This window comes from Bradyrhizobium sp. USDA 4506 (assembly GCF_054058795.1).
The window spans coordinates 7,385,226-7,409,481 of record NZ_JBSSBM010000002.1; the positions used below are offsets into that span (position 1 = coordinate 7,385,226).

The following is a 24,256-nucleotide window of genomic DNA, read 5'->3' on the forward strand; positions in this document are numbered from 1 at the left end:
CAAGGACTCCCTCTCCCGCTTGCGGGGGAGGGTTGGGGTGGGGTCTCTCCACGAGTCGTATCGCGGAAATGGCCCCCACCCGGATCGCATCTGCGATGCGATCCGGCCTCCCCCGCAAGCGGGAGAGGCCGACCGAGCCAGCGGATAAGTCGCGTTCATATGCGATTGCCCTGCCCTTGCGGGGAAGGCGAGGGGGCGCTTACGCGATTTCGGAATAATGGAATTATGCCGGTGAGTTGCCCGACGTGTCAAGTCGCCTGGTCGGACGCCGGCCACCGCCACCTGCTTTGCATGGGGTTGTTTTCGATATTTTGGTAGCGCGCCTCCCCGCGAGCGGAAGAGGCGAAGAAGATCACAGCAACAGATCGATCAGATGCGGCAGCAGCGGGATGTCCGCGGGCGGCATCGGGTAGTCGCGTAGCTTGCTTGCGCGGACCCAGGCGAGGTTCTGGCCCTCGCGCGCCACCGCGATGCCCTCCCAGCGCCGGCAGATGTAGAGCGGCATCAGCAGATGGAAGGTCTCGTAGGCATGGCTGGCGAAGGTCAGCGGCGCGAGGCACGGCTCGCTCACGGTGATGCCGATCTCCTCGTGCAGTTCGCGGATCAGGGTCTGCTCCGGCCGCTCGCCGGGCTCGATCTTGCCGCCGGGGAATTCCCACAGGCCGGCCAGCGCCTTGCCCTCGGGGCGCTGCGCCAGCAGCACGCGCTTGTCGGCATCGACAAGCGCGCAGGCGACGACGAGGGTCAGCTTGATGTCAGCCATGCGGCGGGGGATTCCTTCCAGTCTGCAAGCTTTCATTAACCAGCAACGCGCTGTCAGCCAAACGATTTATGCCCGCGCGGCTTTCCGCGATCGCGATAAGCCGGCCTTAATTCGTATCCGGCAGGGTGAAGGTTCTCATCTATCTGCCCATCATATTCTTTGCCGACATAACCCATGAGCACCTTGATCCGGACCATCAGCCGTTTCCGTCGCGATCGCTCCGGCAACATCGCAATGACCTTTGGCCTCGCTGTGCTGCCGCTCGTCGTCGCAGTCGGATGCGCGGTCGACTATTCCCGCGCCAACCAGATCCGCAGCAAGCTGATATCGGCCGCCGACGCCGCGAGCGTCGGATCGATCGCCAAGGCGTCGCCCGGCTTCATCGCCGCCGGCGCCATGACCTCGGACGGCGAGATCCAGGCGGGCGAAGCCGATGCAACCAAGATCTTCAACGGCAACATCTTGAACCAGAACGGCTTCACGCTGACCAGCGTGACGCCGACCATGACCAAGAACGGCGGCGTCATCACCTCGACGGTCAAGTTCACCGCCGATGTCCCGACCATGTTCCTCGGCGTGATCGGACAAAGCAAGATGACGGTGACCGGCGCGTCGACCTCGACCGCGAACATGCCGCTCTATATCGATTTCTATCTCCTGCTCGACAACTCGCCGTCGATGGGGGTTGCGGCGACGCCCGCTGACGTGACCAAGATGGTCAACAACACGTCCGACAAGTGCGCCTTCGCCTGTCACGACTACAACGACGCCAACAACTACTACAATCTCGCCAAGACGCTCGGCGTGACGACGCGGATCGACGTGCTGCGCAGCGCGACCCAGCAATTGATGGACACGGCCGCGAACACTGCGACCTATGCCAGCCAGTACCGGATGGCGATCTACGATTTCGGCGCCTCGTCGAAGACGATCGGCCTGCGCGCGCTGTTCTCGCTGTCGACCAGCCTGTCGAGCGCCAAGACCGCGGCCGGCAACATCGACCTGATGGGCGTCTACGGCAACAACGATACCTACACCGCCGACAAGGACAGCCAGTTCTCGACGGTGCTTCCGGCCATCAGCAACGCGATCAGCGCGCCGGGCCCGGGCACGGCGGCAGCGCCGATGAAATACCTGTTCTTCGTATCCGACGGCGTGGCCGACGAGCCGAATTCAAGCTGCCTGAAGCCGATCAGCGGCGGCAATCGCTGCCAGTCGCCGATCAATCCGGCGCTGTGCACGGCGATCAAGAACCGCGGCATCAAGATCGCGGTGCTCTACACGACTTACCTGCAGCTGCCGACCAACGGCTGGTACATGACCTGGATCGATCCGTTCAACCAGGGCCCGTTCGGCCCGTCGCCGAACAGCCAGATCGCGCAGAACATGCAGGCCTGCGCGTCGCCGGGCTTCTATTTCGAGGTCAGCCCGACGCAAGGCATCGCCGACGCGATGAACGCGCTGTTCAAGAAGGCCGTCGCCGACGCGCGGATCTCGAGCTGAGGCCATCGGCGTCATTCCGGGGCTCGCGCAGCGAGAACCCGGAATCTCGCGCCACAACTTCGAGATTCCGGGTTCGATGCTAACGCATCGCCCCGGAATGACAGGCTGCCCTACGACCTGTAGTCCCCGTTGATCGCGACGTATTCCTTGGTGAGGTCGCAGGTCAGCACGCGGTCTTTGGCCTTGCCGAGGCCGAGCGCGACCTTGATCTGGATCTTCGGCGTCTTCATCGCCTCCGACACCTCTTTCTCGTTGTAGGACGGATCGCGCGCGCCGCTCTTGGCGACGCGGATGCCGTTGAAGGAGATCGAGAGCTTGTCGCGGTTGGCGGGCTCGCCGGCCTTGCCGACTGCCATCACCACGCGGCCCCAATTGGCGTCCTCGCCGGCGATCGCGGTCTTCACCAGCGGCGAATTGGCGATCGACATCGCGATTCTGCGTGCCGACGGTTTGGTGGTGGCGCCCTCGACCACGACCTCGACTAGCTTGCGCGCGCCTTCGCCGTCGCGCGCCACCTGCTCGGACAGATCAGCGAGGATCTGCTGGAACGCCTTGGTGAAGGCCTTCAGCCGCGGGTCGCCGGCGCGCGAGATCTTCGGCGCGCCGTTGGCAGCGGCGGCGCCGGTCGCGAAGGCCAGCAGCGTATCCGAGGTCGAGGTGTCGCCGTCGATGGTCAGCGCATTGAAGGTGTCCTCGACGCCGGCCTTGAGCAGGGATTGCAGCACCGAGGCCGACAGCGGCGCGTCGGTGAAGATGAACGACAGCATGGTCGCCATGTCGGGCATGATCATCCCGGCACCCTTGGCCATGCCGTTGATCGTCACCTTGGCCTTGCCGAGCTTGACGGTCGCGGTGGCGACCTTCGGAAAGGTGTCGGTGGTCATGATTGCCTTCGCTGCGTCCATCCAGCGATCGGGGGTCGCGGTCTCCGCGAGCTGCGCCAGCACGCCGTCGAACTTGGTGGCGTCGAGCGGCTCGCCGATCACGCCGGTGGAGGCGAGGAACACGTCCGATGTCGAGCAGCCGACTGCCTTCGCCGCGATCTGCGCGGTCAGCGCGGTCGACGCCTTGCCGGTCTTGCCGGTGAAGGCGTTGGCATTGCCGGAATTGACCACCAGCGCGCGCGCGGCGCCGCCCTTCAGCTTGGCGCGGCACCATTCGACCGGCGCCGACGGGCACTTCGACTTGGTGAAGACGCCGGCCACCGTGGTGCCCTTGTCGAGCAGCGCGAGCAGCACGTCGGTGCGCCCCTTGTAGCGGATGCCGGCGGCAGCGGTCGCAAGCCGCACACCCGCGATCACGGGCATCTCGGGAACGTCGGGCGGGGCGAGGGGGGAGACGGCGGTGGACATCGGCAAGCTTCCGGCTACGGGGAGGGAAGCGCTCCATAACATCTCGCCGCAAGAAGCGGGAGAGGGCTGCGATGCGAACGCGCTGTCATGAATCGTTCAAGGAAGCAGCAGCGCGACGAATGCGTAGCCCGGATGGAGCGCAGCGCAATCCGGGACGAGTCCCTCCGCGGCAACAGACCCCGGATTTCGCTGCGCTTCATCCGGGCTACGAGGAGGCTGTAAAAAGCAAAATGGCCGGGACATGCCCGGCCATCGCGCATTGAAGCTATTGACGTCGCGAAGCTTACTTCTTCGCCGGCGCCATCTTGTTGTCGGCCGGCTTCGGCGCGTCCTTGGCGGCATCCGCCGGCGCGGCCGCGTCGGCCGGCTTGTCCATGCGCTCGACCTTGGCGGCCTCGCGCAGCTTGGCGACGTAGTCGGCCTGGGCCTTGCGGGTCACATAGGTCTCGATCTGGGCCTTCACCTGCTCGAAGTCGGGCGCCTTGCGGTTGCGCTTTTCCTCGACCTTGATGATGTGCCAGCCGAACTGCGACTTGACCGGATCGGAGATCTTGCCCGGCTCGAGCGAGAAGGCGACCGCGGAGAATTCCGGCACCATCTGCTCCTTGGTGAAGAAGCCGAGGTCGCCGCCGTCGGAGGCGCCGGGGTCCTTGGACTTCTTCTTGGCGAGCTCGCCGAAGTCGGCGCCCTTGTCGAGCTCGGCCTTGATCGCCTTGGCCTCGTCCTCGGTCTCGACCAGGATGTGGCGGGCGCGCACCTCCTGCTCGCCGGTGATCTGCTTGGCGGCCTCCTCATAGACCTTCTTCATGGCGTCGTCGGTGGTCGCGGCCTTGCCCTCGCTGGCAAGCAGGCTGTCCATCAACAGGCGGTTGCGGGTGAAGGCGAGCCGCTTCTTGAAGTCGTCATTGTTCTCGATCTTCTTGTCCTCGGCGGCCTTGGACACGATCTTCATGTCGATCAGGAAGGACAGCACGTTGTCCTTGCGGGTCGAGGGGTCCATCTGCTGCAGGCTCGGGCCGAGTTCCTCCTCGGCTAGCGCCACGTCGCTGGCGTGGATCTCCGAGCCGTTGACCTTCGCCAGCACCGGATCGGATTCCGCGGCCCGGACCGGGAGGCCGGCAGCCAGCACTGCGACAAGACAGCCCGTCGCGGCCAGGGTGGCGAGGCCGAGGCGCAGGCCGGTTTTGGTTTCCGGGGGCGAGGTGGTCATGCAAAATCCTTGTCTCAAAGGGGGGAAGCTCGAGCGGGGCGGACACTCGCCCAATCGTGTTACATTGGCAACGCGAAAGTCTTGTCAAAATGATGAATTCCTTGACATCTTGCCAGCGTTGACAACCCCCCGACCGGGCCATATCTCTGGCCAACCGCGTCAGCGGCGAGAGCGCTTATTTTGCTGCGTTTTTCGCCGTTGAACCCAGGATGGCCTGTTTCCCACTCAATTGGCGGAGGAGCCCCCGGGCCGGGGCTCGAACCGTAGCGCGTCACGGTGAGTTGATAGGCGATCCGGCGGACCATCTCAGGCTGTAATCCAAGACTGAATTCCAAGTTGAATTCCAACACTGAACGAAGACCGAACTCGAGACCGAAGAACAGGAATTTCGCATGATCGGCGCGCTCGCCCGCAAGTTTTTCGGCTCCGCCAACGACCGTCGGGTCAAGGGGTATCAGTCCCGCGTCAACGCCATCAACGCGCTGGAGCCCGAGCTCGTCAAACTGACGGACGATCAGCTCAAGGCCCGCACCGCCGAATTCAAGCAGCAGCTCGCCAGCGGCAAGACGCTGGACGACATCCTGGTTCCGGCCTTCGCCACGGTGCGCGAGGCCGCCAAGCGGACGCTCGGCCAGCGCCATTTCGACGTTCAGCTGATCGGCGGCATGGTGCTGCATGAGGGCGACATCGCCGAGATGAAGACCGGCGAAGGCAAGACGCTGGTCGCGACGCTTGCGGTCTACCTCAACGCGCTCGCCGGCAAGGGCGTCCACGTCGTCACCGTCAACGACTACCTCGCCCGCCGCGACTCCGGCTGGATGGGCCAGATCTACGCCTTCCTGGGGCTGACCACCGGCGTGATCGTGCACGGCCTCGACGACGCCGAGCGCAAGGCCGCCTATGCCTGCGACATCACCTACGGCACCAACAACGAATACGGCTTCGACTATCTGCGCGACAACATGAAGTACCGCCTGGAGGACATGGTCCAGCGCGAGCACTACTACGCGATCGTCGACGAAGTGGACTCGATCCTGATCGACGAGGCGCGCACGCCGCTGATCATCTCCGGCCCGCTCGACGACCGCTCGGATTTCTACAACACCATCGACACCTTCATGCCGAATCTCGCCAAGAAGGACGACTACGAGGTCGACGAGAAGCAGCGCACGGTGACGCTGACCGAAGGCGGCATGGAGAAGCTGGAGAACCTGCTGCGCGACGCCGGCCAGCTCAAGGGCGACTCGCTGTACGACGTCGAGAACGTCTCCGTCGTGCATCACGTCAACCAGGCGCTGCGCGCGCACACGCTGTTCACGCGCGACAAGGACTACATCGTCCGCGACGACGAGGTCGTCATCATCGACGAGTTCACCGGCCGCATGATGCAGGGCCGCCGCTATTCGGAAGGCCTGCACCAGGCGCTGGAAGCCAAGGAGCACGTCACGGTCCAGCCCGAGAACCAGACGCTGGCCTCGATCACCTTCCAGAACTATTTCCGGATGTACCAGAAGCTGTCCGGCATGACCGGCACGGCGCTGACCGAAGCCGACGAACTGTTCGACATCTACAAACTCGAGGTCGTGGAGATCCCGACCAACCTGCCGGTGGCACGCCTCGACGAGGACGACGAGGTCTACCGCACCCAGAACGAGAAATATGCCGCGATCCTTGCCGAGATCGAGCGCGCCAACAAGCGGCTGCAGCCGGTGCTGGTCGGCACGGCGTCGATCGAAAAGTCGGAAGTGCTGGCCGAGTACCTGAAGAAACACGGCTACAAGCAGATCGACTTCACGTCCGAATCCGGCATGGAGAAGCTCTACGCCGCCGCGCGTGCCGGCAAGCCGGCAAAGCTGTTCGCGGTGCTGAACGCGCGCTTCCACGAGCAGGAAGCCTATATCGTCGCGGAAGCCGGCGTGCCGGGCGCGATCACGATCGCGACCAACATGGCCGGCCGCGGCACCGACATCAAGCTCGGCGGCTCGCTCGAGATGCGGATCCAGCAGGAGACCGCCGGGATCACCGATGAGGCCGAGAAGGCCAAGAAGATCGAGCAGATCAAGGCCGACATCGAGCGCTTCCGCGAGATCGTGCTGAAGGCGGAAGAGGATTTCGAGGTCGAGCCCGCCAAGGGCAACAAGCCCGCGAAAACCGTGAAGAAGCCGGGCGGCCTCTACATCATCGGCTCCGAGCGTCACGAATCCCGCCGCATCGACAACCAGCTGCGCGGCCGTTCCGGCCGTCAGGGCGATCCCGGCCGCTCGAAGTTCTTCCTGTCGCTGGAAGACGATCTGATGCGCATCTTCGGCTCCGACCGGCTCGACAGCATGCTGCAGCGGCTCGGCTTGCAGGAAGGCGAAGCGATCATCCATCCCTGGATCAACAAGGCGCTCGAGAAGGCGCAGCAGAAGGTCGAGGCGCGCAACTTCGACATCCGCAAGAACCTCTTGAAGTTCGACAACGTCCAGAACGACCAGCGTAAGGTGATCTTCGACCAGCGCGTCGACCTGATGAAGGACGACAGCGTCGTCGAGACCGTGACCGACATGCGCCATGCCTTCGTCGAGGACGTGGTCACCAAATACATTCCCGAGCACGCCTATGCCGAGCAGTGGGACACCGCGGGCCTCAAGGACGAGCTGAAGCGCGTGCTCGATGTCGATCTGCCGGTCGACGAATGGGCCAAGGAAGAGGGCATCGCCGACGAGGAGCTGCTGACGCGCATCGAGACCCATGTCGACGAGCGCATGGCCGCCAAGGTCGCGCAATGGGGTCCCGACGTGATGCGTTACGTCGAGAAGACCATCCTGCTGCAGACGCTGGACCATCTCTGGCGCGAGCACCTGATCATGCTCGACCATTTGCGCCAGGTGATCGGCCTGCGCGGCTATGGCCAGCGCGATCCGTTGCAGGAGTACAAGACCGAGGCCTTCAACCTATTCCAGGAGATGAGCGCGCATCTGCGCGAGGCCGTCACCGCGCAGCTGATGCGGGTCGAGATCGTGCCGCCGGAGGAGCCGCCGCAGCCGCTGCCGCTGATGGAAGCGCACAAGCTCGATCCCAACACCGGCGAGGACGAGTTCGCGCAGGCCCGCCTGACCGAGGCGACCTACGCCCAGGCCTCGCTGGCGCCGGGGATGATTGCCACCGACCGCGATCCGAACGATCCGGCGAGCTGGGGCAAGGTCGGCCGCAACGAGGACTGCCCCTGCGGGTCTGGCAAGAAGTACAAGCACTGCCACGGCCGGTACGCGTAGCCGCCGCGCGCGCTGAGGCGGCGGGCGACTGGCCCGCGCCCGTCGAGCCGCATCGCTCTCAGCCGGCGAAGGCCTTGTCGAGATCGGCGATCACGATCTTCTGCATCTTCAGCATCGCCTGCATCGCGCGGTCGGCTGCCTTGCGATCAGGGGCGCTGAGATAGCGGCCGAGCGCGGTCGGGATCACCTGCCAGGACAGGCCGAAGCGGTCCTTGAGCCAGCCGCAGCGCGATTCCTGGCCGCCGTCGGTGAGCTTCTCCCAGAAGTAGTCCACCTGCTCCTGGGTCTCGACGCTCAGGAAGAACGACACCGCCTCGTTGAACTTGTGCTGCGGCCCGCCATTGAGCGCGTGGAACCGCTGCCCCTCGAGCTCGAAGCTCGCCATGAAATCGCTGACGGTCTCGATCTTGGCGTTCGGAAACACCGATTGGTAGAAGGCAACCGCGTCGCGGACGTTGTTGTCGAGCCAGAGGAACGGCGTGATCGAAGTCATGACGGGAAATCCTCACTAGCGAGTGATCGGGTGGACCAGCGCGGCCAAGCGCGAAGGCTGCGCCGCAGGGCGCGCCCCGAGGACGCACCAAACCGCCGCATCCCGACATTTCCTGCCGGTCTTTTTTCGATGGTTTCGGTAAGAGCGCGCCGGGCCGGCGCTGGCCTAATTGGCGCTGCCGATCAGGCTTTCCAGCAGGCGCTTGAGCTCGGTGGTCGACTTGTCGCCATAGCTCTCGACGATGTGCTCCTCCTGGCTCACCGCGAGCGAGTTGAGCCGCCGGCACAGCGCCTTGCCGCGGTCGGAGACGAACATCAGCACCTTGCGACGATCCTTGGGATCCTGGACGCGATAGACCAGCGCGTCCGACACCATGCGGTCGATCATCTTGGTCAGCGTCGGATGGTTGAGCAGCACAGCATCCGCAAGCTCGCCCATCGAGTGGCCGTTGCCGTCGGACAGCACCTTCAGGATGCGCCACTGCTCGACCGGCACGCCTTCCTTGGCGAGCCGCGTCTCCAACTGCCGGTTGATCTCCCGGTTGGCTTGCGCCAGCAGGTAGGCGAGATGTTCGGTGATCGGGGAATTTTCTTTCGGCGGTTTAGCCACGGCGTGAGACCTGGTTCCTGACCCGGTGAATGAATGTCCGGCAACTCATGCCGTTTCTATATGCACTTCAATTGTTGAATATTCAATATTTTCACCTAGGATATTCCCCCAACCAAGGGGCGGATGCCGCGACCGCCCGCTGGCTGCGTTGCGTACTGCTTCCCAGACAGGAGTTGGCGTGCTCTCGACGGTCTCTTTCCAGGCGTATGGCGGCATGCCCGTCGCGCCGCCGCTGCTGTTTCGAAATCCGTCGTCCTGCGCGGCCGATCTCGCTTTGACCCTCAAGCCCGGCAAGTCGCGCCGTGGTGGCACCGACAGCAAGCTCAGAATTGGCAATTTCATCACCTTCTCCGGCGCGCCGGGGATCTGGGGGCCGATCTCCGCCAACAGCGTCATGCTCGCGGTCGCCGAGATCAACCGGCGCGGCGGCATCCGCGGCCGCGAGGTCGAATTGTCGATGTACGACGCCGGCGGCCCGATCGAGGAGGTGGTGCGCCGCGCCGAGCGGGCGATCGCCTTCGACGAGATCGACGTGATCATGGGCTCGCATATCTCGGCGGTGCGGCTCGCGCTGCGCAAGGTCACGGCCGGCCGCATCCCCTATGTCTACACGCCGGTCTATGAGGGCGGCGAGCGGACGCCCGGGGTGATGGCGATCGGCGAGACGCCGCGCGCCGAGAGTCGCCCGGCGATCCACTGGCTCACCGAGGTCAAGAAGGCGCGGCGCTGGTATCTGATCGGCAGCGATTATGTCTGGCCCTGGCAGTCGCATCGCGCGGTGAAGCGCTACATCAAGGAGGCCGGCGGCCATGTCGTCGGCGAGGAATTCGTCCCGCTCGGCGAGGACAATCACGAGCCGCATCTGGCGCGAATTCGCGCAGCACGGCCCGATGTCGTGCTGATCTCCCTGATCGGCACCGACAGCATCACGTTCAACCGTGCCTTCGCCGAGGCCGGGCTTGCGGCGACCACGCTACGTTACGCCGGCGCGACGGACGAGACCGTGATGCTCGGCATCGGCCCGGACTCGACCCAAAACCTGTTCTGCGCCTCCGGCTATTTCGGCTGCATCGATTCGCGCGCCAATGACGACTTCCGGACCAGCTACCGCGCGATGTTCGGGGCGCATGCGCCGCCGATCGGTTCGGTCGGGCAGTCCAATTATGAGGGGATGCGCTTTCTCGAGGCGGCGGCCAATCAGGCGCGCTCGCTGTCGATCGGACCGTTGTCCGCCGCAGCGCACAACCTCGTCTACAGCGGCGCGCGCGGCACCGTCACCATCCGCGACGGCCGCGCCGAGATGCCGATCTATCTTGCCGAGGCCGACGGTCTCGACTTCAATGTGATCAGGACGATCTAGATGGACCGGGCGATGCCGCGCTCGCCGCGCGGCTTGCCGGTGCCAGACAGGAGCAGGTGTGCATTCGACGCCCTACGTCATGGCCCGAACCTCGAGCAGCAGGTATGGCGGCCTTCCATGCCCGCCTTCCCTGCTGTTCCGGAACCTGACGTCGGCGCGGTCCGATCGGGTCTTTTCCCCGATGGATCGGGACGGTTTCGGTCCGCGCGGTGCGCGCAGCCGGCTGCGGATCGCCGGCTTCGTCTGCTGCACCGGTTCGCCCGGGATGTGGGGACCGGCCGCGACCTCGAGCGCACAGCTCGCCGTCGCCGACATCAACCGGCGCGGCGGCATCCTCGGCCGCGAGGTCGAGTTCTCGGTCTATGACGCCGGCGGACCGATCGAGGACGTGCTCGATCGCGCCGAGCAGGCGATCGCATCCGACGACGTCGATCTCATCATGGGCATGCACACCAGCGCGGTGCGCGTCGCGTTGCGTGGCCTGATCACCCGCAGCAAGATCCCCTACATCTACACGCCGGTCTATGAGGGTGGCGAGCGGACGCCGGGCGTCATTGCGATCGGCGAGACGCCGCGCTGGCAGAACCGGCCGTCGATCCACTGGCTGGCCGAGGCGAAGCGCGCCTCGCGCTGGTACCTGATCGGCAGCGATTATGTCTGGCCATGGCAGTCGCACCGCGCGGTGAAGCGTTACATCAAGGAGACCGGCGGTCTCGTGGTCGGCGAGGAGTTCGTGCCGGTCGGCGAGGATAATCACGAGGCGCAGCTGGAACGCATCCGCGCCGCGAAGCCCGATGTCGTGCTGATCTCGCTGATCGGCACCGACAGCGTGACCTTCAACCGCGCCTTCGCCGATGCCGGCCTTGCCGCTACCACGCTGCGCTTTGCCGGCTGTTTCGACGAGACGGCGCTGCTCGGCATCGGCGCCGACAAGACCGAGAACCTGTACTGCGCCTCCGGCTATTTCCCCTCCGTCGGCTCGCAGGCCGGCGACGATTTCAGGGACCGCTATCGCGCGATGTTCGGTGCGTTCGCGCCGCCGGTCGGCTCGTGCAGCGAGTCCGCCTATGAAGGCTTCTGCCTGCTCGAGGCCGCCGCCAAGCGCGCCGGCACGCTGGACATGCGGCCGCTGCTCGCGGCGGCGGACAACCTCGTCTATCGCGGCCCGCGCGGTCCGGTCACGGTGCGCAGCGGCCATGCCAGGATGCCGATGTATCTTGCGGAAGCCGATGGCCTCGACTTCAGGGTGATCAAGGCGATCTGAGCAGTGCGACAGCTTCGCCGGAAGGTTTTGCGAAATAATACTTGAAAAGGAAAATATTTCCGTTTTGAATACAGCAGCGGGGTGAGCGGTTCGCGTGGGCAACGCGCCGCTGCGCCCTGCGTCGAGGGATCAAATCCAAAGATCAAAAGCTATCAGGAGAGCGCCGTGACCGTCGTCCTTCCCACGCCAACGCAACTTCGTGCCGTCGCCGAGCAGTGCGGCCTGTCACTGACCGATGAGGATGTGGCCTCGTTCCGCGGCCTGATGCAGGGCTCGATCGACGCCTACAACGTGATCGCCGCGATGCCGGACGAACTGCCTGCGGTGAAATATCCGCGCACGCCCGGCTATCGCCCGGCGCCAGAGGAGAACCCGCGCAACGCCTGGTACTACAAGTCGACCGTGAAGGGCGCGGCCTCCGGCAAGCTCAAGGGCAAGACGGTGGCGCTGAAGGACAACATCATGCTGGCCGGCGTGCCGATGACGAACGGCTCGTCGACGCTGGAAGGCTATATCCCCGATTTCGACGCCACCATCGTCACGCGCATGCTCGATGCCGGCGCCGAGATCGCCGGCAAGACCCATTGCGAGCACTTCTGCCTGTCCGGCGGCAGCCACACCAACTCCTACGGAGCGGTGCACAATCCGCACAAGATGGGCTACTCGGCCGGGGGCTCGTCGTCGGGCTCCGGCGTCGTGGTCGCGCTCGGCGAGGTCGACATGGCGATCGGCGGCGACCAGGGCGGCTCGATCCGCATGCCGTCCTCGTTCTGCGGCACCTACGGCATGAAGCCGACCTGGGGCCTCGTGCCCTATACCGGCATCATGCCGATCGAGATTTTCGTCGACCACACCGGACCGATGACCGCGACGGTGGAGGACAACGCGCTGCTGCTCGAAGTGATCGCCGGTGACGACGGCTACGATCCGCGCATCAAGGCGCCCAAGGTCGAGGATTACACCAAGGCGCTGGGCAAAGGCGTCAAGGGCATGAAGATCGGCATCCTCAGGGAAGGCTTCGAGCAGCCGACCGCGGAGGCCGCGGTCAATGAAAGCGTGCGCGAGGCGGCCAAGCGCCTCAAGGACCTCGGCGCGTCGGTCGACACCGTGTCGATCCCGATGCACATGGTCGGCCCCGCGATCTGGACCCCGATCGGCACCGAAGGCCTGACCCAGACCATGATGTTCGGCGACGGCTACGGCCTCAGCCGGCCCGACCTCTATTCGACCTCGCTGATGGACTTCCATCGCGGCTGGCGCCGCCAGGCGGATTCGCTGTCGGAAACGACCAAGCTGTTCATGATGCTCGGCACCTACATCCACAACAATTTCGGTCCGCGCTTCTACGGCAAGGCGCTCAACATCTCCCGCCGCCTCACCGCGGCCTATGACAAGGCGTTCAAGGATTACGACCTGCTGCTGCTGCCGACCACGCCGATGAAGGCGCCGCCTTTGCCGGCGGCCAATGCCAGCCGCGAGGACTATGTCGCCCGCGCGCTCGAGATGATCACCAACACCGCGCCGTTCGACATCACCCATCACCCGGCGATGTCGCTGCCCTGCGGCATGGTCGATGGCCTGCCGGTCGGGTTGATGCTGGTCGGCCGGATGTTCGAGGAATCCACCATCTACCGCGCCGCGCACGCCTTCGAGCAGGCCGGCGACTGGAAGAAGATGTGAGGCGCCGCTTGTTGCAGACGCAGGCTGGATGGATCGAACGCCGGATCGAACGACATGGCTAGCACTTTTGCCGCGGCGTTCGAGATCGTGAGCTTCGGCGCGATCATCGTGCTGGTGGTGCTCGGGCTCGGCATCATCGCCAGCATGATGGGCATCTTCAACTTCGCGCAGGGCGAGTTCGTCCTGCTCGGGGCCTATGTCACCTATCTGGCCTACGCCCATGGCGCACCGGTCTGGGCCGGCATGGTCGCGGCGCCCTTCGTGGTCGGCGCGATCGGCTTCGTGCTCGAGGCGCTCATAATCCGGCGCTTCTACGCCGCGCCGATCGTGGCGATGCTCGGCACCTATGCGCTCGGCCTGATCATCCGCGAAAGCGTGCGCGGCCTGATCGGCGGCTTCTATCTCACGGTGCCGGAGCCGATCGGCGGCTCGATCGACCTCGGCTCGGTCCACATCTCGGCCTGGCGCTTCACCATCATCGTGATCACGCTGTTGGTGATGGGTGGCTGCTATCTCTTGCTGGCGCGCACCTCGTTCGGGCTTCGGGTCCGCGCCACGCTGGAGAATCCGGCGCTGGCGCGCGCGTCGGGCATCTCGACGCCCCTGATCTACGGGGCGACCTTCGCGTTCGGCGCGGCACTGGCCGGGCTTGCCGGCGCGCTGATCGTGCCGGTGTTCAGCCTGTTTGCCGACCTCGGCATCCGCTTCCTGATCCAGGGCTTCGTCGCCGTGATGGTCGGTGGGGTCGGCTCCTTCATCGGTCCGGTCGCCGGCGCCGGTGTGATCGGCACGCTCAGCGCGGCGCTGCCATGGGTGATGTCTCCGGTCGTCGCCGACGTCCTCGTCTTCGTGCTCGCAATTGCCTTCATCAAATTCCGCCCGCAGGGCCTCATATCGGGAAAAGGGGTTTAGTCAGATGTTCGATCGCACCAATCTCACGCGCCGCCGCTTCATGAGCAATTTCGCGTTCGCGACCGGCGCGCTCGCGACCGGGGTCGGCAGCTGGGTGGTCAGGCCCGACTGGGCCAACGCCGCCGAGGGACCGATCAAGGTCGGCATCGCGACCGACCTGACCGGCCCGATCGCCTATGCCGGCAACGCCGACGCCAACGTCGCCAAGATGGTGATCAAGGAGATCAACGCCGGCGGCGGCCTGCTCGGCCGGCCGCTCGAGCTCTATATCGAGGACACCGCCTCGAACGAATCGGTCGCGGTCGGCAATGTCCGCAAGCTGATCCAGCGCGACAAGGTCGACATGGTGCTCGGCGGCATCACCTCGTCGATGCGCAACGCGATCAAGGATCCGATCGTGGCGCGCGGCAAGACGCTCTACATCTATCCGCAGCTCTACGAGGGCAAGGAGTGCACGCCCTATCTGTTCTGCACCGGACCGACCCCGGCGCAGCAATGCGACACCTTCATTCCCTGGCTGATCAAGAACGGCGGCAAGAAATTCGCGCTGCCGAGCGCCAACTATGTCTGGCCGCACACGCTCAACGTCTACGCCCGCAAGGTGATCGAGTCGAGCGGCGGCGAGGTGGTGTTCGAGGAATACTACCCGCTCGACCAGGTCGACTTCTCGGCCACCGTCAACCGCGTCATCTCCAACAAGGTCGACGTCGTCTTCAACACCGTGATCCCGCCCGGCGTCGGTCCGTTCTTCAAGCAGCTCTATGAAGCCGGCTTCCTCAAGAACGGCGGGCGGCTCGCCTGCGTCTACTATGACGAGAACACGCTCAACATCAATCAGGCCAACGAGATCGAGGGCCTTGCGAGCTGCCTCGACTATTTCAAGGTGCTGACCAAGGAGGATCCGTTCGACGCCAAGCTCCAGGCAGCCTATGAGAAGGATTTCCCCGGCAACTTCCTGTTCGCGGCCGGCAGCGCCGCCACCGGAACCTATCGCGGCCTCAAGCTGTGGGAGGCGGCGGTCAAGGAGGCCGGCAAGGTCGACCGCGACTCCGTTGCGGCCGCGCTCGACCACGCCAAGATCGCCGAAGGGCCGGGCGGACCGGCGGAGATGGTGCCGGGCAAGCGTCATTGCAAGATGAAGATGTACACCGCTGTTGCCAAAGGCGGGAACTATGAGATCGTCGCGCGCAGCGACGGTCTCGTTGATCCCAAGGAATGCTGAGCGATCCATGGCTGGAGCAAGAGAGGCTGTCGCACGCGTCGGTGAGGAACCAGATGTCGTGACGGGCGAGGGTGCACCGGCCGCAAGCGCGCCGGCGGGACGGGTATCGGCAGGATGGAAGGTCCTGCCGATCGTGGAAGGGCTGGTGCTGCTGATCGCACTGGTCCTGCCATGGGTGCTGCAGGACTATCTGACGGTGTTCGCCACCCGCGTGGTGATCCTCGCGTTGTTCGCCCTGTCGTTCGACCTGGTGTGGGGCTATGCCGGCATCATGAGCTTCGGCCAGGCGCTGTTCTTCGGCGCCGCCGGCTACGGCGTGGCGCTCTTGGCACGCGATCTCAATGTCACCTCGATCCTCCTGATCCTGCCTGCCGGCACGCTGATCGGGCTCACTGCGTCGCTGCTGCTCGGCGGCTTCCTGCTGCTCGGGCGTTATCCCTCGAGCGTGATCTTCGTCTCGCTCGGCACCCTCACCGGCTCCTATGCCGCGGACCGGCTGGCGCGCGGCTGGTATTATCTCGGCGGCCAGAACGGCATCCCGTCGATCCCGCCGCTCACCCTCGGCAGCTACGAGTTCGAGGAGGGCCCGATCTACTACTACATGGTGCTCGGCATCCTCGTGGTCGTCTACCTGCTCTGCCGCTTCCTGGTGCGCTCGCAATTTGGCCTCGCGCTCGCGGGGCTGCGCGAGAACGAGCAGCGCATCGCCTTCTTCGGCTACAAGGCGCAGCACCTGAAGGCGATCATCTTCGCGGTCGGCGGCACCATCGCCGGTCTCGCCGGCAGCCTCTATGCCTTCCACGAGGGCTTCGTCTGGCCCAACATGCTGGGCGTCGTGTTCTCGACCCAGGTCGTGCTCTACGTCCTGTTCGGCGGCTCCGGCACGCTGATCGGCGCCGTGATCGGCACCGTGATCATCGAGGGCGTCAGCTTCTGGCTGTCGGACAATTACCGCGACGTCTGGCCGATCATCCTCGGCGTGCTGCTGCTGCTCGTCATCATGTTCCGGCCGCTCGGGCTGATCTCCTTCGTGCTCGGCGAGCGCGAGCGGGTCGGCAGTTTCGGCAAAGCCCCGAAGGAGACCGGCAATGCCGCTCCTTGAGGCGCAAGGCATCAGCAAAGTGTTCGGCAAGCTGACCGCGCTCGACGGTGCGGCGCTGACCGTCGGCGAGAACGAGTTCCACGGCCTGATCGGCCCGAACGGCTCGGGCAAGAGCACGCTGATGAAATGCGTCGCCGGCGCCGAGGTGCCGACCACCGGCAAGGTCAGCTTCATCAACACCGACATCACGGCGTTCACGCCGACCGAGCGCGCCCGCGCCGGCATGAGCCTGAAGTTCCAGATCACCTCGGTGCTGCCGACGCTGACGCTGTATGACAACATCCTGCTGGCGCTGCAGGCGCACTGCTCGCTGTTCGACCTGGTGCTGTCGCGCACCCGCAAGAAGCTGCACGATCAGGTGATGACGATGCTGACCCAGTTCCGGCTCGCCGATCGCGCGCATGATGCCGCCGCGGCGCTGTCGCACGGCCAGCAGCAATGGCTCGAGATCGCGATGGCGCTCGCCGGCAAGCCACGGCTGTTGCTGCTGGACGAGCCGACCGGCGGCATGAGCCTCGAGGAGCGCCGCGTCACCGGCGAGCTGTTGCAGCCGATCAAGCAGCATTGCTCGCTCGTCATCGTCGAACACGACCTCGATTTCATCCGCGACATCTGCGACCGCCTCACCGTGCTCGACCAGGGCAAGGTGCTGGCCTCGGGAACGGTCGCGGAAATCCAGGCCAACAAAAGCGTCCAGGAGATCTATCTTCGCCGTGCCTGAGCAAACCTTCCTCGATATCCGGCATCTCGATGCCGGTTATGGCCGCAGCCAGGTCCTGTTCGATGTCAACATCGGCATTCCCTGGCGCGGCGGCGTCGCCGTGCTCGGCCGCAACGGCGCCGGCAAGACCACGCTGATGAAGACCATCGTCGGCGAGCTCACGAGCTCGCAGGGCGAGTTGTTCTTCGACGGCCGCGACATCACCCGCCGCCGCACCGAGGAGCGGGTGCGCTCCGGCATCGGCTATGTGCCGCAGGAGCATTCGGTGTTCGCCCGCCTGTCGGTGCGCGACAACCTCGCGGTCGGGTCGCTGTTCAATTCCGATGCCAGCGCGGTCGATCGCGTGCTGACGATCTTCCCGAAACTCGGCCAGCGGCTCGACCAGCCGGCCGGCACGCTGTCCGGCGGCGAGCGCAAGATGCTGGCGATCGGCCGCGCCATGCTCGGCAATCCGAAGCTGCTGCTGCTGGACGAGCCGACCGAAGGCGTCTGGATCGGCGTGATCGAGGAGATCACCGAACGGCTGATCGAGCTCGCCAAAAGCATCTCGGTCGTGATCGTCGAGCAGCATCTCGACCTCGCGCTGCGCGTCGCCGACTATGCCTATGTGCTGGACCGCGGCCGCGTCGCGCTGCAGGGCGGCGCGAGCGAGGTGCGGAGCGATCCCGAACTGCTGCGCTATCTGGCGCCGTAGCAGGCTTCAGTGCGGCAGGCGATCGGCCTTGCGGCCGATCACGCCGTCTCCCGGCGTCCGCCGTGCCGATCGCATCTCGCGACGCACATACCAGGTCGCGACCGAGCAGATCAGCCAGGCCAGCGATGCGGCGATGAAGGCGGCCGGCACGCTGCGATCGACCGTCAGCAGGAAGACGACAGCAAATGCCAGCATGCCGACCGCGCCGAGCGCAGCGCCCGCCGCATCGAGCGCCGCGGCCTGCTGCCCGCGCCACGTGCCATCGAGGCCGGCGTTCCGCTTGCGGCGGATTTCATGCTTCTCGATCAGGGTGGCGCTGGCGCAGAAGATGGCGGGGAGTGCAAGAAAGGCGCCGCCGACATAGGCGCCGCAAGTGCTGCTGATCAGGCCGGTCAGGACAGTGGCGCCGCCACCGAGCACGAAGCGGATCAGATATTCGGTCCAGCGGCTTTCCCTGAGCGAGGACAGTGAGACGCGGACCGGTGTCATGCCTGTCCTCCGGCAACGCCCAGCAAGCCGAAGACGATCGCGAGCCAGACGACAAGCGCCAGCAAGGTGGCGGGGGCAGCGCGGAGCCTCGCGCGAATCAGCAATTGGCAGACCACGAAGCTATAGATGGCAAGCGCAACGGCGCCAGCCATCATCGCGCGGCTCTGCAGGCCGGCATAGTCGGTGCCGTGCTGGTACACGGCGATGCCGAGGGTGGCGAGCGCAACCGACGGCGCCGCGCCGAACAGCCCGGCGAAGCTCTTCGGACGCAGCACGTCACCCAGCATCGCGAAGGCCGACACCACGGCCCCGCCCACGAGAAAGCGGATGACATATTCGCTCATCGCGCCTTGCCCCGCGGTGGATCGTCACCGGGATAGCCGGTCCACAATCGCAGCAGCCGCTCGAGAAGTGCTCCGAGCCCGAATCCCGCGATCACGTCGCTCGTCCAGTGTGCGAGAACCATAATGCGCGTCAGCGAGAGGCCGACCGCGAGTGCCTGGATTGGGCGGCGCGCGCCGGCGGGCAATGTCGCTGCCGCCGACGCCAGCGCGCCCATATGCAGCGCGTGGCCGGATGGGAAGGCGTCGTCGCGCCTGCCAGAGATCGGGATGCCGTTGGCATGGCCGGCCACGGTCAGGCGATCCGGGCGAGTCTGGTTGAACAGCAACTTCAGGCCATGCGGCAGCAGCGATGCTGCGACCGTCACCAGCAGCGCGTGATTGCCGGCGCGCTCGAGCGAGGCGCCGCGCCCGCGTGAGGCGAGCCAGCCTGCGGCGGCGAGCACAAGCAGGACCTTTTCGTCAGCGCCCCAGGTCAGCGTGCGGGCGATCTCTTCCGGCGCAGGTGCGGTGTTGCGGGCGATCGCACGCGCGATCATGGCGTCCGCCGCGGTCGGGCGAATGGTGATCGGGAAGGGGGCGCCTCGCTGGCGGCGTGCTCGAACTCTGGTTGTCGTATCCATGGTCAGGTTCCCATCCAACGCACCAGGCGCGGCATGGGTCCTAACCGGCGTGCAAGGAACCAAATGCAGATCGATGCTCTTGAACTCTTGCCCGTCTCGACCTGATCCCAAGGCTCAATCCCGAGGTTTCGCGCGCTAACCGGGATGCACGGCGGGCGATGGATTGTAGGCGGGAGAGGTCTCGATGAAGGAGCCGGACGTTCGCAAGGGGATGCCGCCGGTCAAGCTTTCGCGCGATGAATTCGAACGGCGCTACCGCAAGCGATTTGCCGATCCGGTCGTTCAATCCATGCAGACGGAGCTTGCGACAATCCTCGCCGGCGCCTGGGACGCCTATCGTCATTCGCGCAAGGCGCCGGTTACCCGCAAGGCCGGGCCCCGGTTTTGCCGATCCCGACTATGATCTCGCGGTCGATTGGCTGTCCGCGCGCGATGCCATCGATGAAGCGCAGCGCAGGCACGACGATCCAAACGAAGCGCCGCATATCCTGCTGATCAACGGCTCCTCGCGCAGCGAACATACGTGTCCCGGCGAGATGTCCAAAAGCTGGCGCATGGTCGAGATCGCCGAGGCCGCCTTCCGCGAGATGGGCTTGGCGGTCGATGTGCTCGATCTGTCGCGGCTGACGTCCGAGTTCGGCAGGGAGATTCACCCCTGCAAGTCCTGCGTGTCGACCTCGATGGCGCTTTGCCACTGGCCGTGCAGCTGCTATCCGAACCACTCGCTCGGGCAAACCGACGACTGGATGAACGAGATCTATCCGCTGTGGGTGCGCGCGCACGGCATCATGATCATCTCGCCGGTCAACTGGTACCAGACGCCGACCGGACTCAGGGCGATGATCGATCGCCTGGTCTGCGCCGATGGCGGCAATCCCGATCCGACCTCGACCCACGGCAAGACCGCGAGCAAAGCCAAGGCGCTCGAACTCAAGGGCTGGCCATACCCCAAGCATTTGCGCGGCCGGCATTTCGGCATCGTGGTCCACGGCGACAGCGTCGGTGCGGAAACATGCCGCCGCTTCCTTGCGGACTGGCTCACCGACATGGAGTTGATCTCGGCCGGCGGCAGGGCCGAAATCGATGGCTATGTCGGCTACATGAAGCCCTATGCGACGTCGCACCGCGATCTCGACGAAGACAGGGCCTTCCAGGAACAGGTGCGCAATGTCGCGCTGGCGCTCGGCGCCGCCGTCGACCTCGCGCGCACCGGGCATCTGGAAGATCCCGGCAAGGGGCTTGAGGACCCGCGGCCGAAGTAGGATGGAATCCGGGTTCCCAAAGGAACGAAGCGCCCCGGCTGCCCGTTAGGCCGCGGGAGGAAGTCACAATGCGCTATATTTCGATTGCAGCTCTTGTTGCTGCTGCGGTGATGAGCAGCAGTGCCGCGTTGGCGCAGCATTCCGGTACGCCATCGGAACAGAGCGCGTGCACCCGCGATGCACAGCGCTTCTGCCGGAAGGACCTCGGCAATGACGGTGCCGTGCAGAACTGTCTTCAGATGAAGCGGGCCAGCCTGAGCCGAAGCTGCAAGAAGGTTTTCGAAAGCCACGGAATGTAACGGTCAACGTGCATGCGACGGTGACGGAGCGTGGTGTTCGAACCTGCGAGCGTGGCGGTGCGGCAGCGACGAGGCGTCTGCGCGCGGTACTGACGAAAGCACGCAACGCGGACGGCGAAATCGTGCAGGCCTGACGCTTTGGGTGCGATCGGCGCCCGGCTTTCCCTGCGCGCTCTGCCAACGGAGAGGGCGGAACGAAGAGCAAAGCTCGGACAAATCATGTCGCGAGAACGTTGTGGTGTGACTCGCAGACCGCGCCACACACTCAATGTCGTCCTGGCGAAAGCCAGGACCCATTACCCCAAATGAGAGTTGTTGCGCGACGCTGGGGCCACGATCCCATTCACGATCAAGTTCGGTGGTTATGGGTCCCTGCTTTCGTGTTTGGTCCCTGCAGATTGGTTGGATGGAATCGGTGTAGAACGAGGCGTGGCCTTTGTTAGGGAGCGCCTCGTGTCATGGAACTGAGCTTGCACGCGAACGCCACGACGACGCCGAAGACACGTGCCTACATCCAGCGCAGCCGGAAGTCGGTCGCTCAGTTGGCGGCCGAATTGGGGGGCAGCGAGACCACGATTTATCGCTGGCGCAGCCGCACGACGGTCGAAGACCGCTCGCACCGGCCGAAGAACCTCACGACCAGCCTCTCCGCGGTTGAAGAAAGGGCCGTTTGTGAACTGCGGACGTCGCTCCAATTGCCGCTGGACGACATCGTTGAGGTGATGCGGCGATGCATCAACGCCAAGCTGTCCCGTAGTGCTATTCACCGCTGCCTGCAGCGCAATGGCATCAGCCGGCTTGCCAAGCCTGACAAGCCCAAAGCCGGCGTCTTCGAGAATGCCAGTATCGGCTTCATCCATATCGACGTGAAGTATCTGCCGGCACTGCAGCGCCGCACCAGCTATGCCTTTGTCGCCATCGACCGAGCCACCCGCTACGTCTTTGTCGAGGTCCATTCCAAGCGGGACGGAGCGACCGCGACCGGTTTCCTTAAGCGCTTCCTGGCTGATTTTCCGCACCAGGTTCACACTATCCTCACCGACAACGGTGCCGAGTTCACCGACCGCTTCGCCGTCGACAAGAAGAACAAGCCGCCCGGGAAGCCTTCCGGCGACCACCCCTTTGATCAACTCTGCCGACAGTGCGGCATCCAGCATCGCCTGACCAAGCCCTACCATCCGCAGACCAACGGACTCGTCGAACGTTTCAACCGGCGCATCGCCGAAGCCATTGGCCGCGAAACAAAGCGTGGCAGCGCCCGGCGGACCTTCATCGATCACGCCGATCGAGACACCTTCATCGCCAAATTCGTCCACGACTACAATCGAACCAGGCTCAAATGCCTCCGCTACCAGGCCCCAATGCGGGCCCTCGCCAATCATACGGGACCAAACACTTTCGCAGGGACGACGGCTGGAAATAGTTTGCGCTACAGCAGCATTGCGACGAGCGGCAGCGAGCTGTCTTCGCGCAGACGCGCCCCGCCTACTTCACCGCCGAGAAGCGGGTGTCGAACGAGTTGGTCTGCACCACAGGCGCGGAGCCGGCGAGTTGGGTCGACGACGACGGGGCCGGTGCAGCGGCTGCGGCCGTGGTCATTGCGGGCTTCGGCGCGGGCTTGGCGGCCTGCTTCGGCTCAGCCTTGGGGGCGACGCGAACCACTGATTGCGGCTTGGTCTCGGCGACCTTGGGCTTGGCCGGGGCAGCAGCGGCCGGAGCCGGCGGCGCGGTCGTCTTGCTGGCGTCGGCGGTGCCGCCGATGCCGACCTTGCGCGCGAAGCTGGAGAAGAAGCCTTCGGACTTGTCAGAGGTGGATTTGTCAGAGGCGGACTTGTCAGAGGCGGATTTGTCGGACGGGTTCGCCGAGGCAACGCGGGTGCCGGCTGACGATGCGGTGGACGACGTCGTCGCCACGACCGGCTCTTCCTGCTGGACCGCGAGATTGGGCTTCGGCGGATTGACCGTACCGGGGATCGTGCCGGGCGCGCGTGCCAGCGACATCGATGCCAGCGCCTGGCTGTCGCCGCCTTCGGAGAGGCCGGTGTTTCCTTCCGGAATCTTCGAGGCGAAGATCGCGTTCATGCCGCCGTCGATGCCGGTGTTGAGGCGCGCAACGGGCGTGCCCTTGGACACCAGCTTGGCGGTCTCGGCGGCGTCCTTCTGCTCCTTCTCGTGCACGGCGCTCGCGATCTCCTCGGGGATCACATAGGCCGGGCACCTCGCGGAGGCGTCGAACACCGGATCGCGTGTCGCGCCCGGCGCCTTCACCGCGTCGAACACGTACTTCTTTTCGCAGAAGTCGACCCTCGGCTCCTGCTTGGTCACCTCGAAATGATCATAGCCTTCCTTGATCATCTTCCAGAAAGGCATGTTCGGATTGTTGCGGTGCTTGGCCATGTTCACCGGCGTCATCCGGAACGGATAGGCCTGCAGCTGGAACGCCTTCTGGCCGCCGAAGAAGGATTCGCGGCCGAGCGAGTAGATCTCTGCGATCTGCTCGTCCGTCATCGCGTAGCAGCCGCGCGAGGAGCAATCGCCGTGCACCATCAGCTGCGAGCCGGTGCGGCCGAGCGCCTTGTCGAAGGCGTTGGGATAGCCGGTGTTGAACGACAGGTAATAGGCCGATTGCGGGTTCATCTGGCTCGGGTTGATCGAATAGAACCCTTCGGGCGCCTGGCGGTCGCCTTCGCGGACCTTCGGACCGAGGTCGCCCGACCAGCGGCAGATCGGATAGGTCTTGAGCAGCGCGAACTGGCCGGAGCGGTTTTGCTTCCAGACCTCGAGCTCGGCCTCCTGCTTGAACAGCCGCACCAGGATCGGCGACTGCATGTCCATGTCCTTTTCGGTCATGGCAGCGACGAGCTTTGGCGGGACCGGCTGGTTGGCCTTGGCGTTCTGCGCGAGCGAGATCTGGTCGCTGTCACAACCGGCGAGCATGACGCCTGCGGCGAGGACCGCCGAGGTCAGAAGCGCGCGTACGAGCGTGCGATGAGTCAAGTCCGAGCTCCACACCCACCGGGCGATTTTCGCGACCCCAACACGGCGAATATGCCCTGAAGCCATTGTGTAAAATATTAGCCTTCGACGACCCCTGCTCGCA

General features: G+C 65.0%; 20 protein-coding genes and 2 pseudogenes. 13 read left to right on the top strand and 9 right to left on the bottom strand.

The window, feature by feature from the left end:
- Positions 1-352: 352 nt before the first annotated feature.
- Positions 353-763: a (deoxy)nucleoside triphosphate pyrophosphohydrolase gene (locus ACVIHF_RS36865; RefSeq protein ID WP_028343243.1), complete on the bottom strand. Its 411-nt coding sequence runs from the start codon at positions 761-763 to the stop codon at positions 353-355.
- Positions 764-937: 174 nt separating this feature from the next.
- Between ACVIHF_RS36865 and ACVIHF_RS36870 the strand changes: the two genes are divergently transcribed.
- Complete coding sequence (locus ACVIHF_RS36870) at positions 938-2,266, top strand: TadE/TadG family type IV pilus assembly protein (protein ID WP_456778066.1); 1,329 nt, start codon at positions 938-940, stop codon at positions 2,264-2,266.
- A 110-nt stretch (positions 2,267-2,376) separates the two neighbouring features.
- On the opposite strand, the gene argJ is transcribed toward ACVIHF_RS36870, so the two are convergent.
- Both argJ and ACVIHF_RS36880 read right to left on the bottom strand, forming a co-directional pair.
- Positions 2,377-3,618 carry a bifunctional glutamate N-acetyltransferase/amino-acid acetyltransferase ArgJ gene (gene argJ / locus ACVIHF_RS36875; protein WP_456793439.1) on the bottom strand — a complete coding sequence of 414 codons (1,242 nt, stop codon included), beginning with the start codon at positions 3,616-3,618 and terminating at the stop codon, positions 2,377-2,379.
- 283 nt (positions 3,619-3,901) lie between these two features.
- Positions 3,902-4,828 carry a peptidylprolyl isomerase gene (locus tag ACVIHF_RS36880; protein ID WP_028337312.1) on the bottom strand — a complete coding sequence of 309 codons (927 nt, stop codon included), beginning with the start codon at positions 4,826-4,828 and terminating at the stop codon, positions 3,902-3,904.
- Positions 4,829-5,220: 392 nt separating this feature from the next.
- On the opposite strand from ACVIHF_RS36880, the gene secA reads away from it, so the two are divergent.
- On the top strand, positions 5,221-8,085 hold the full coding sequence (gene secA, locus ACVIHF_RS36885; RefSeq protein WP_456793440.1) for a preprotein translocase subunit SecA: 2,865 nt from the start codon (positions 5,221-5,223) through the stop codon (positions 8,083-8,085).
- A 58-nt stretch (positions 8,086-8,143) separates the two neighbouring features.
- Here secA and ACVIHF_RS36890 read toward each other — a convergent pair whose 3' ends face one another.
- Together ACVIHF_RS36890 and ACVIHF_RS36895 are read right to left on the bottom strand one after the other, a co-directional pair.
- Positions 8,144-8,578 carry a VOC family protein gene (locus ACVIHF_RS36890; protein WP_168858585.1) on the bottom strand — a complete coding sequence of 145 codons (435 nt, stop codon included), beginning with the start codon at positions 8,576-8,578 and terminating at the stop codon, positions 8,144-8,146.
- A gap of 165 nt (positions 8,579-8,743) precedes the next feature.
- On the bottom strand, positions 8,744-9,187 hold the full coding sequence (locus tag ACVIHF_RS36895) for a MarR family winged helix-turn-helix transcriptional regulator (protein WP_016847408.1): 444 nt from the start codon (positions 9,185-9,187) through the stop codon (positions 8,744-8,746).
- A gap of 178 nt (positions 9,188-9,365) precedes the next feature.
- Here ACVIHF_RS36895 and ACVIHF_RS36900 point away from each other — a divergent pair, with 178 nt between their 5' ends.
- The 8 genes from ACVIHF_RS36900 to ACVIHF_RS36935 all read left to right on the top strand — a co-directional run bounded on the left by ACVIHF_RS36900 (position 9,366) and on the right by ACVIHF_RS36935 (position 18,142).
- Entirely contained in the window at positions 9,366-10,547 is a 1,182-nt protein-coding gene (locus ACVIHF_RS36900) for a substrate-binding domain-containing protein (RefSeq protein ID WP_456793441.1), read from the top strand.
- A 79-nt stretch (positions 10,548-10,626) separates the two neighbouring features.
- Positions 10,627-11,811, top strand: coding sequence for a substrate-binding domain-containing protein (locus ACVIHF_RS36905; protein WP_456794162.1), 1,185 nt, complete (start codon positions 10,627-10,629; stop codon positions 11,809-11,811).
- A 165-nt stretch (positions 11,812-11,976) separates the two neighbouring features.
- A complete protein-coding gene (locus ACVIHF_RS36910) occupies positions 11,977-13,491 on the top strand; it encodes an amidase (protein ID WP_456793442.1) in 1,515 nt (504 codons plus the stop codon).
- Positions 13,492-13,545: 54 nt separating this feature from the next.
- Positions 13,546-14,403: a branched-chain amino acid ABC transporter permease gene (locus tag ACVIHF_RS36915; RefSeq protein WP_028337306.1), complete on the top strand. Its 858-nt coding sequence runs from the start codon at positions 13,546-13,548 to the stop codon at positions 14,401-14,403.
- Between the two features lie 4 nt (positions 14,404-14,407).
- Positions 14,408-15,625 carry a substrate-binding protein gene (locus ACVIHF_RS36920; RefSeq protein ID WP_253606058.1) on the top strand — a complete coding sequence of 406 codons (1,218 nt, stop codon included), beginning with the start codon at positions 14,408-14,410 and terminating at the stop codon, positions 15,623-15,625.
- Positions 15,626-15,632: 7 nt separating this feature from the next.
- A complete protein-coding gene (locus ACVIHF_RS36925) occupies positions 15,633-16,727 on the top strand; it encodes a branched-chain amino acid ABC transporter permease (protein WP_456793443.1) in 1,095 nt (364 codons plus the stop codon).
- The gene (locus tag ACVIHF_RS36930; RefSeq protein WP_028343255.1) at positions 16,714-17,448 is read left to right on the top strand and encodes an ABC transporter ATP-binding protein; all 735 of its coding nucleotides are present in this window, start codon (positions 16,714-16,716) and stop codon (positions 17,446-17,448) included. Before ACVIHF_RS36925 ends, ACVIHF_RS36930 begins: the two co-directional genes overlap by 14 nt.
- Entirely contained in the window at positions 17,441-18,142 is a 702-nt protein-coding gene (locus ACVIHF_RS36935) for a branched-chain amino acid ABC transporter ATP-binding protein (protein WP_253606059.1), read from the top strand. Before ACVIHF_RS36930 ends, ACVIHF_RS36935 begins: the two co-directional genes overlap by 8 nt.
- Before the next feature lie 6 nt (positions 18,143-18,148).
- On the opposite strand, the gene ACVIHF_RS36940 is transcribed toward ACVIHF_RS36935, so the two are convergent.
- From ACVIHF_RS36940 to ACVIHF_RS36950, 3 genes are read right to left on the bottom strand one after another with little or no spacing between them, the layout of a single operon-like run.
- Positions 18,149-18,631, bottom strand: a complete 483-nt coding sequence (locus ACVIHF_RS36940; RefSeq protein WP_253606060.1) for a DUF3147 family protein — start codon at positions 18,629-18,631, stop codon at positions 18,149-18,151.
- Positions 18,628-18,975 (bottom strand): DUF3147 family protein, encoded by a 348-nt coding sequence (locus ACVIHF_RS36945; protein WP_057015633.1) that lies wholly within the window; start codon positions 18,973-18,975, stop codon positions 18,628-18,630. The genes ACVIHF_RS36940 and ACVIHF_RS36945 overlap by 4 nt, the downstream gene beginning before the upstream one ends.
- Positions 18,972-19,595, bottom strand: coding sequence for a phosphatase PAP2 family protein (locus tag ACVIHF_RS36950; RefSeq protein ID WP_456793445.1), 624 nt, complete (start codon positions 19,593-19,595; stop codon positions 18,972-18,974). The genes ACVIHF_RS36945 and ACVIHF_RS36950 overlap by 4 nt, the downstream gene beginning before the upstream one ends.
- Before the next feature lie 184 nt (positions 19,596-19,779).
- Between ACVIHF_RS36950 and ACVIHF_RS36955 the strand changes: the two are divergent.
- From ACVIHF_RS36955 to ACVIHF_RS36965, 3 genes and pseudogenes are all read left to right on the top strand, one after another.
- A pseudogene (locus ACVIHF_RS36955) lies at positions 19,780-20,857 on the top strand (flavodoxin family protein).
- Positions 20,858-20,925: 68 nt separating this feature from the next.
- Complete coding sequence (locus tag ACVIHF_RS36960; protein WP_253606066.1) at positions 20,926-21,156, top strand: hypothetical protein; 231 nt, start codon at positions 20,926-20,928, stop codon at positions 21,154-21,156.
- 458 nt (positions 21,157-21,614) lie between these two features.
- Positions 21,615-22,466: pseudogene (locus tag ACVIHF_RS36965) on the top strand (DDE-type integrase/transposase/recombinase); the annotation flags it as partial.
- Between the two features lie 175 nt (positions 22,467-22,641).
- Here the strand turns inward: ACVIHF_RS36965 and ACVIHF_RS36970 are convergent.
- Positions 22,642-24,153 (bottom strand): murein L,D-transpeptidase family protein, encoded by a 1,512-nt coding sequence (locus tag ACVIHF_RS36970; protein WP_310882108.1) that lies wholly within the window; start codon positions 24,151-24,153, stop codon positions 22,642-22,644.
- Positions 24,154-24,256: the final 103 nt, after the last annotated feature.

Bases quoted from the DNA above. Each gene is read 5' to 3' on its own strand.
- ACVIHF_RS36865 (WP_028343243.1), bottom strand. From the start codon at position 763: ATGGCTGACATCAAGCTGACCCTCGTCGTCGCCTGCGCGCTTGTCGAT.
- ACVIHF_RS36870 (WP_456778066.1), top strand. From the start codon at position 938: ATGAGCACCTTGATCCGGACCATCAGCCGTTTCCGTCGCGATCGCTCC.
- argJ (WP_456793439.1), bottom strand. From the start codon at position 3,618: ATGTCCACCGCCGTCTCCCCCCTCGCCCCGCCCGACGTTCCCGAGATG.
- ACVIHF_RS36880 (WP_028337312.1), bottom strand. From the start codon at position 4,828: ATGACCACCTCGCCCCCGGAAACCAAAACCGGCCTGCGCCTCGGCCTC.
- secA (WP_456793440.1), top strand. From the start codon at position 5,221: ATGATCGGCGCGCTCGCCCGCAAGTTTTTCGGCTCCGCCAACGACCGT.
- ACVIHF_RS36890 (WP_168858585.1), bottom strand. From the start codon at position 8,578: ATGACTTCGATCACGCCGTTCCTCTGGCTCGACAACAACGTCCGCGAC.
- ACVIHF_RS36905 (WP_456794162.1), top strand. From the start codon at position 10,627: ATGGCCCGAACCTCGAGCAGCAGGTATGGCGGCCTTCCATGCCCGCCT.
- ACVIHF_RS36915 (WP_028337306.1), top strand. From the start codon at position 13,546: ATGGCTAGCACTTTTGCCGCGGCGTTCGAGATCGTGAGCTTCGGCGCG.
- ACVIHF_RS36920 (WP_253606058.1), top strand. From the start codon at position 14,408: ATGTTCGATCGCACCAATCTCACGCGCCGCCGCTTCATGAGCAATTTC.
- ACVIHF_RS36925 (WP_456793443.1), top strand. From the start codon at position 15,633: ATGGCTGGAGCAAGAGAGGCTGTCGCACGCGTCGGTGAGGAACCAGAT.
- ACVIHF_RS36930 (WP_028343255.1), top strand. From the start codon at position 16,714: ATGCCGCTCCTTGAGGCGCAAGGCATCAGCAAAGTGTTCGGCAAGCTG.
- ACVIHF_RS36940 (WP_253606060.1), bottom strand. From the start codon at position 18,631: ATGACACCGGTCCGCGTCTCACTGTCCTCGCTCAGGGAAAGCCGCTGG.
- ACVIHF_RS36945 (WP_057015633.1), bottom strand. From the start codon at position 18,975: ATGAGCGAATATGTCATCCGCTTTCTCGTGGGCGGGGCCGTGGTGTCG.
- ACVIHF_RS36950 (WP_456793445.1), bottom strand. From the start codon at position 19,595: ATGGATACGACAACCAGAGTTCGAGCACGCCGCCAGCGAGGCGCCCCC.
- ACVIHF_RS36960 (WP_253606066.1), top strand. From the start codon at position 20,926: ATGCGCTATATTTCGATTGCAGCTCTTGTTGCTGCTGCGGTGATGAGC.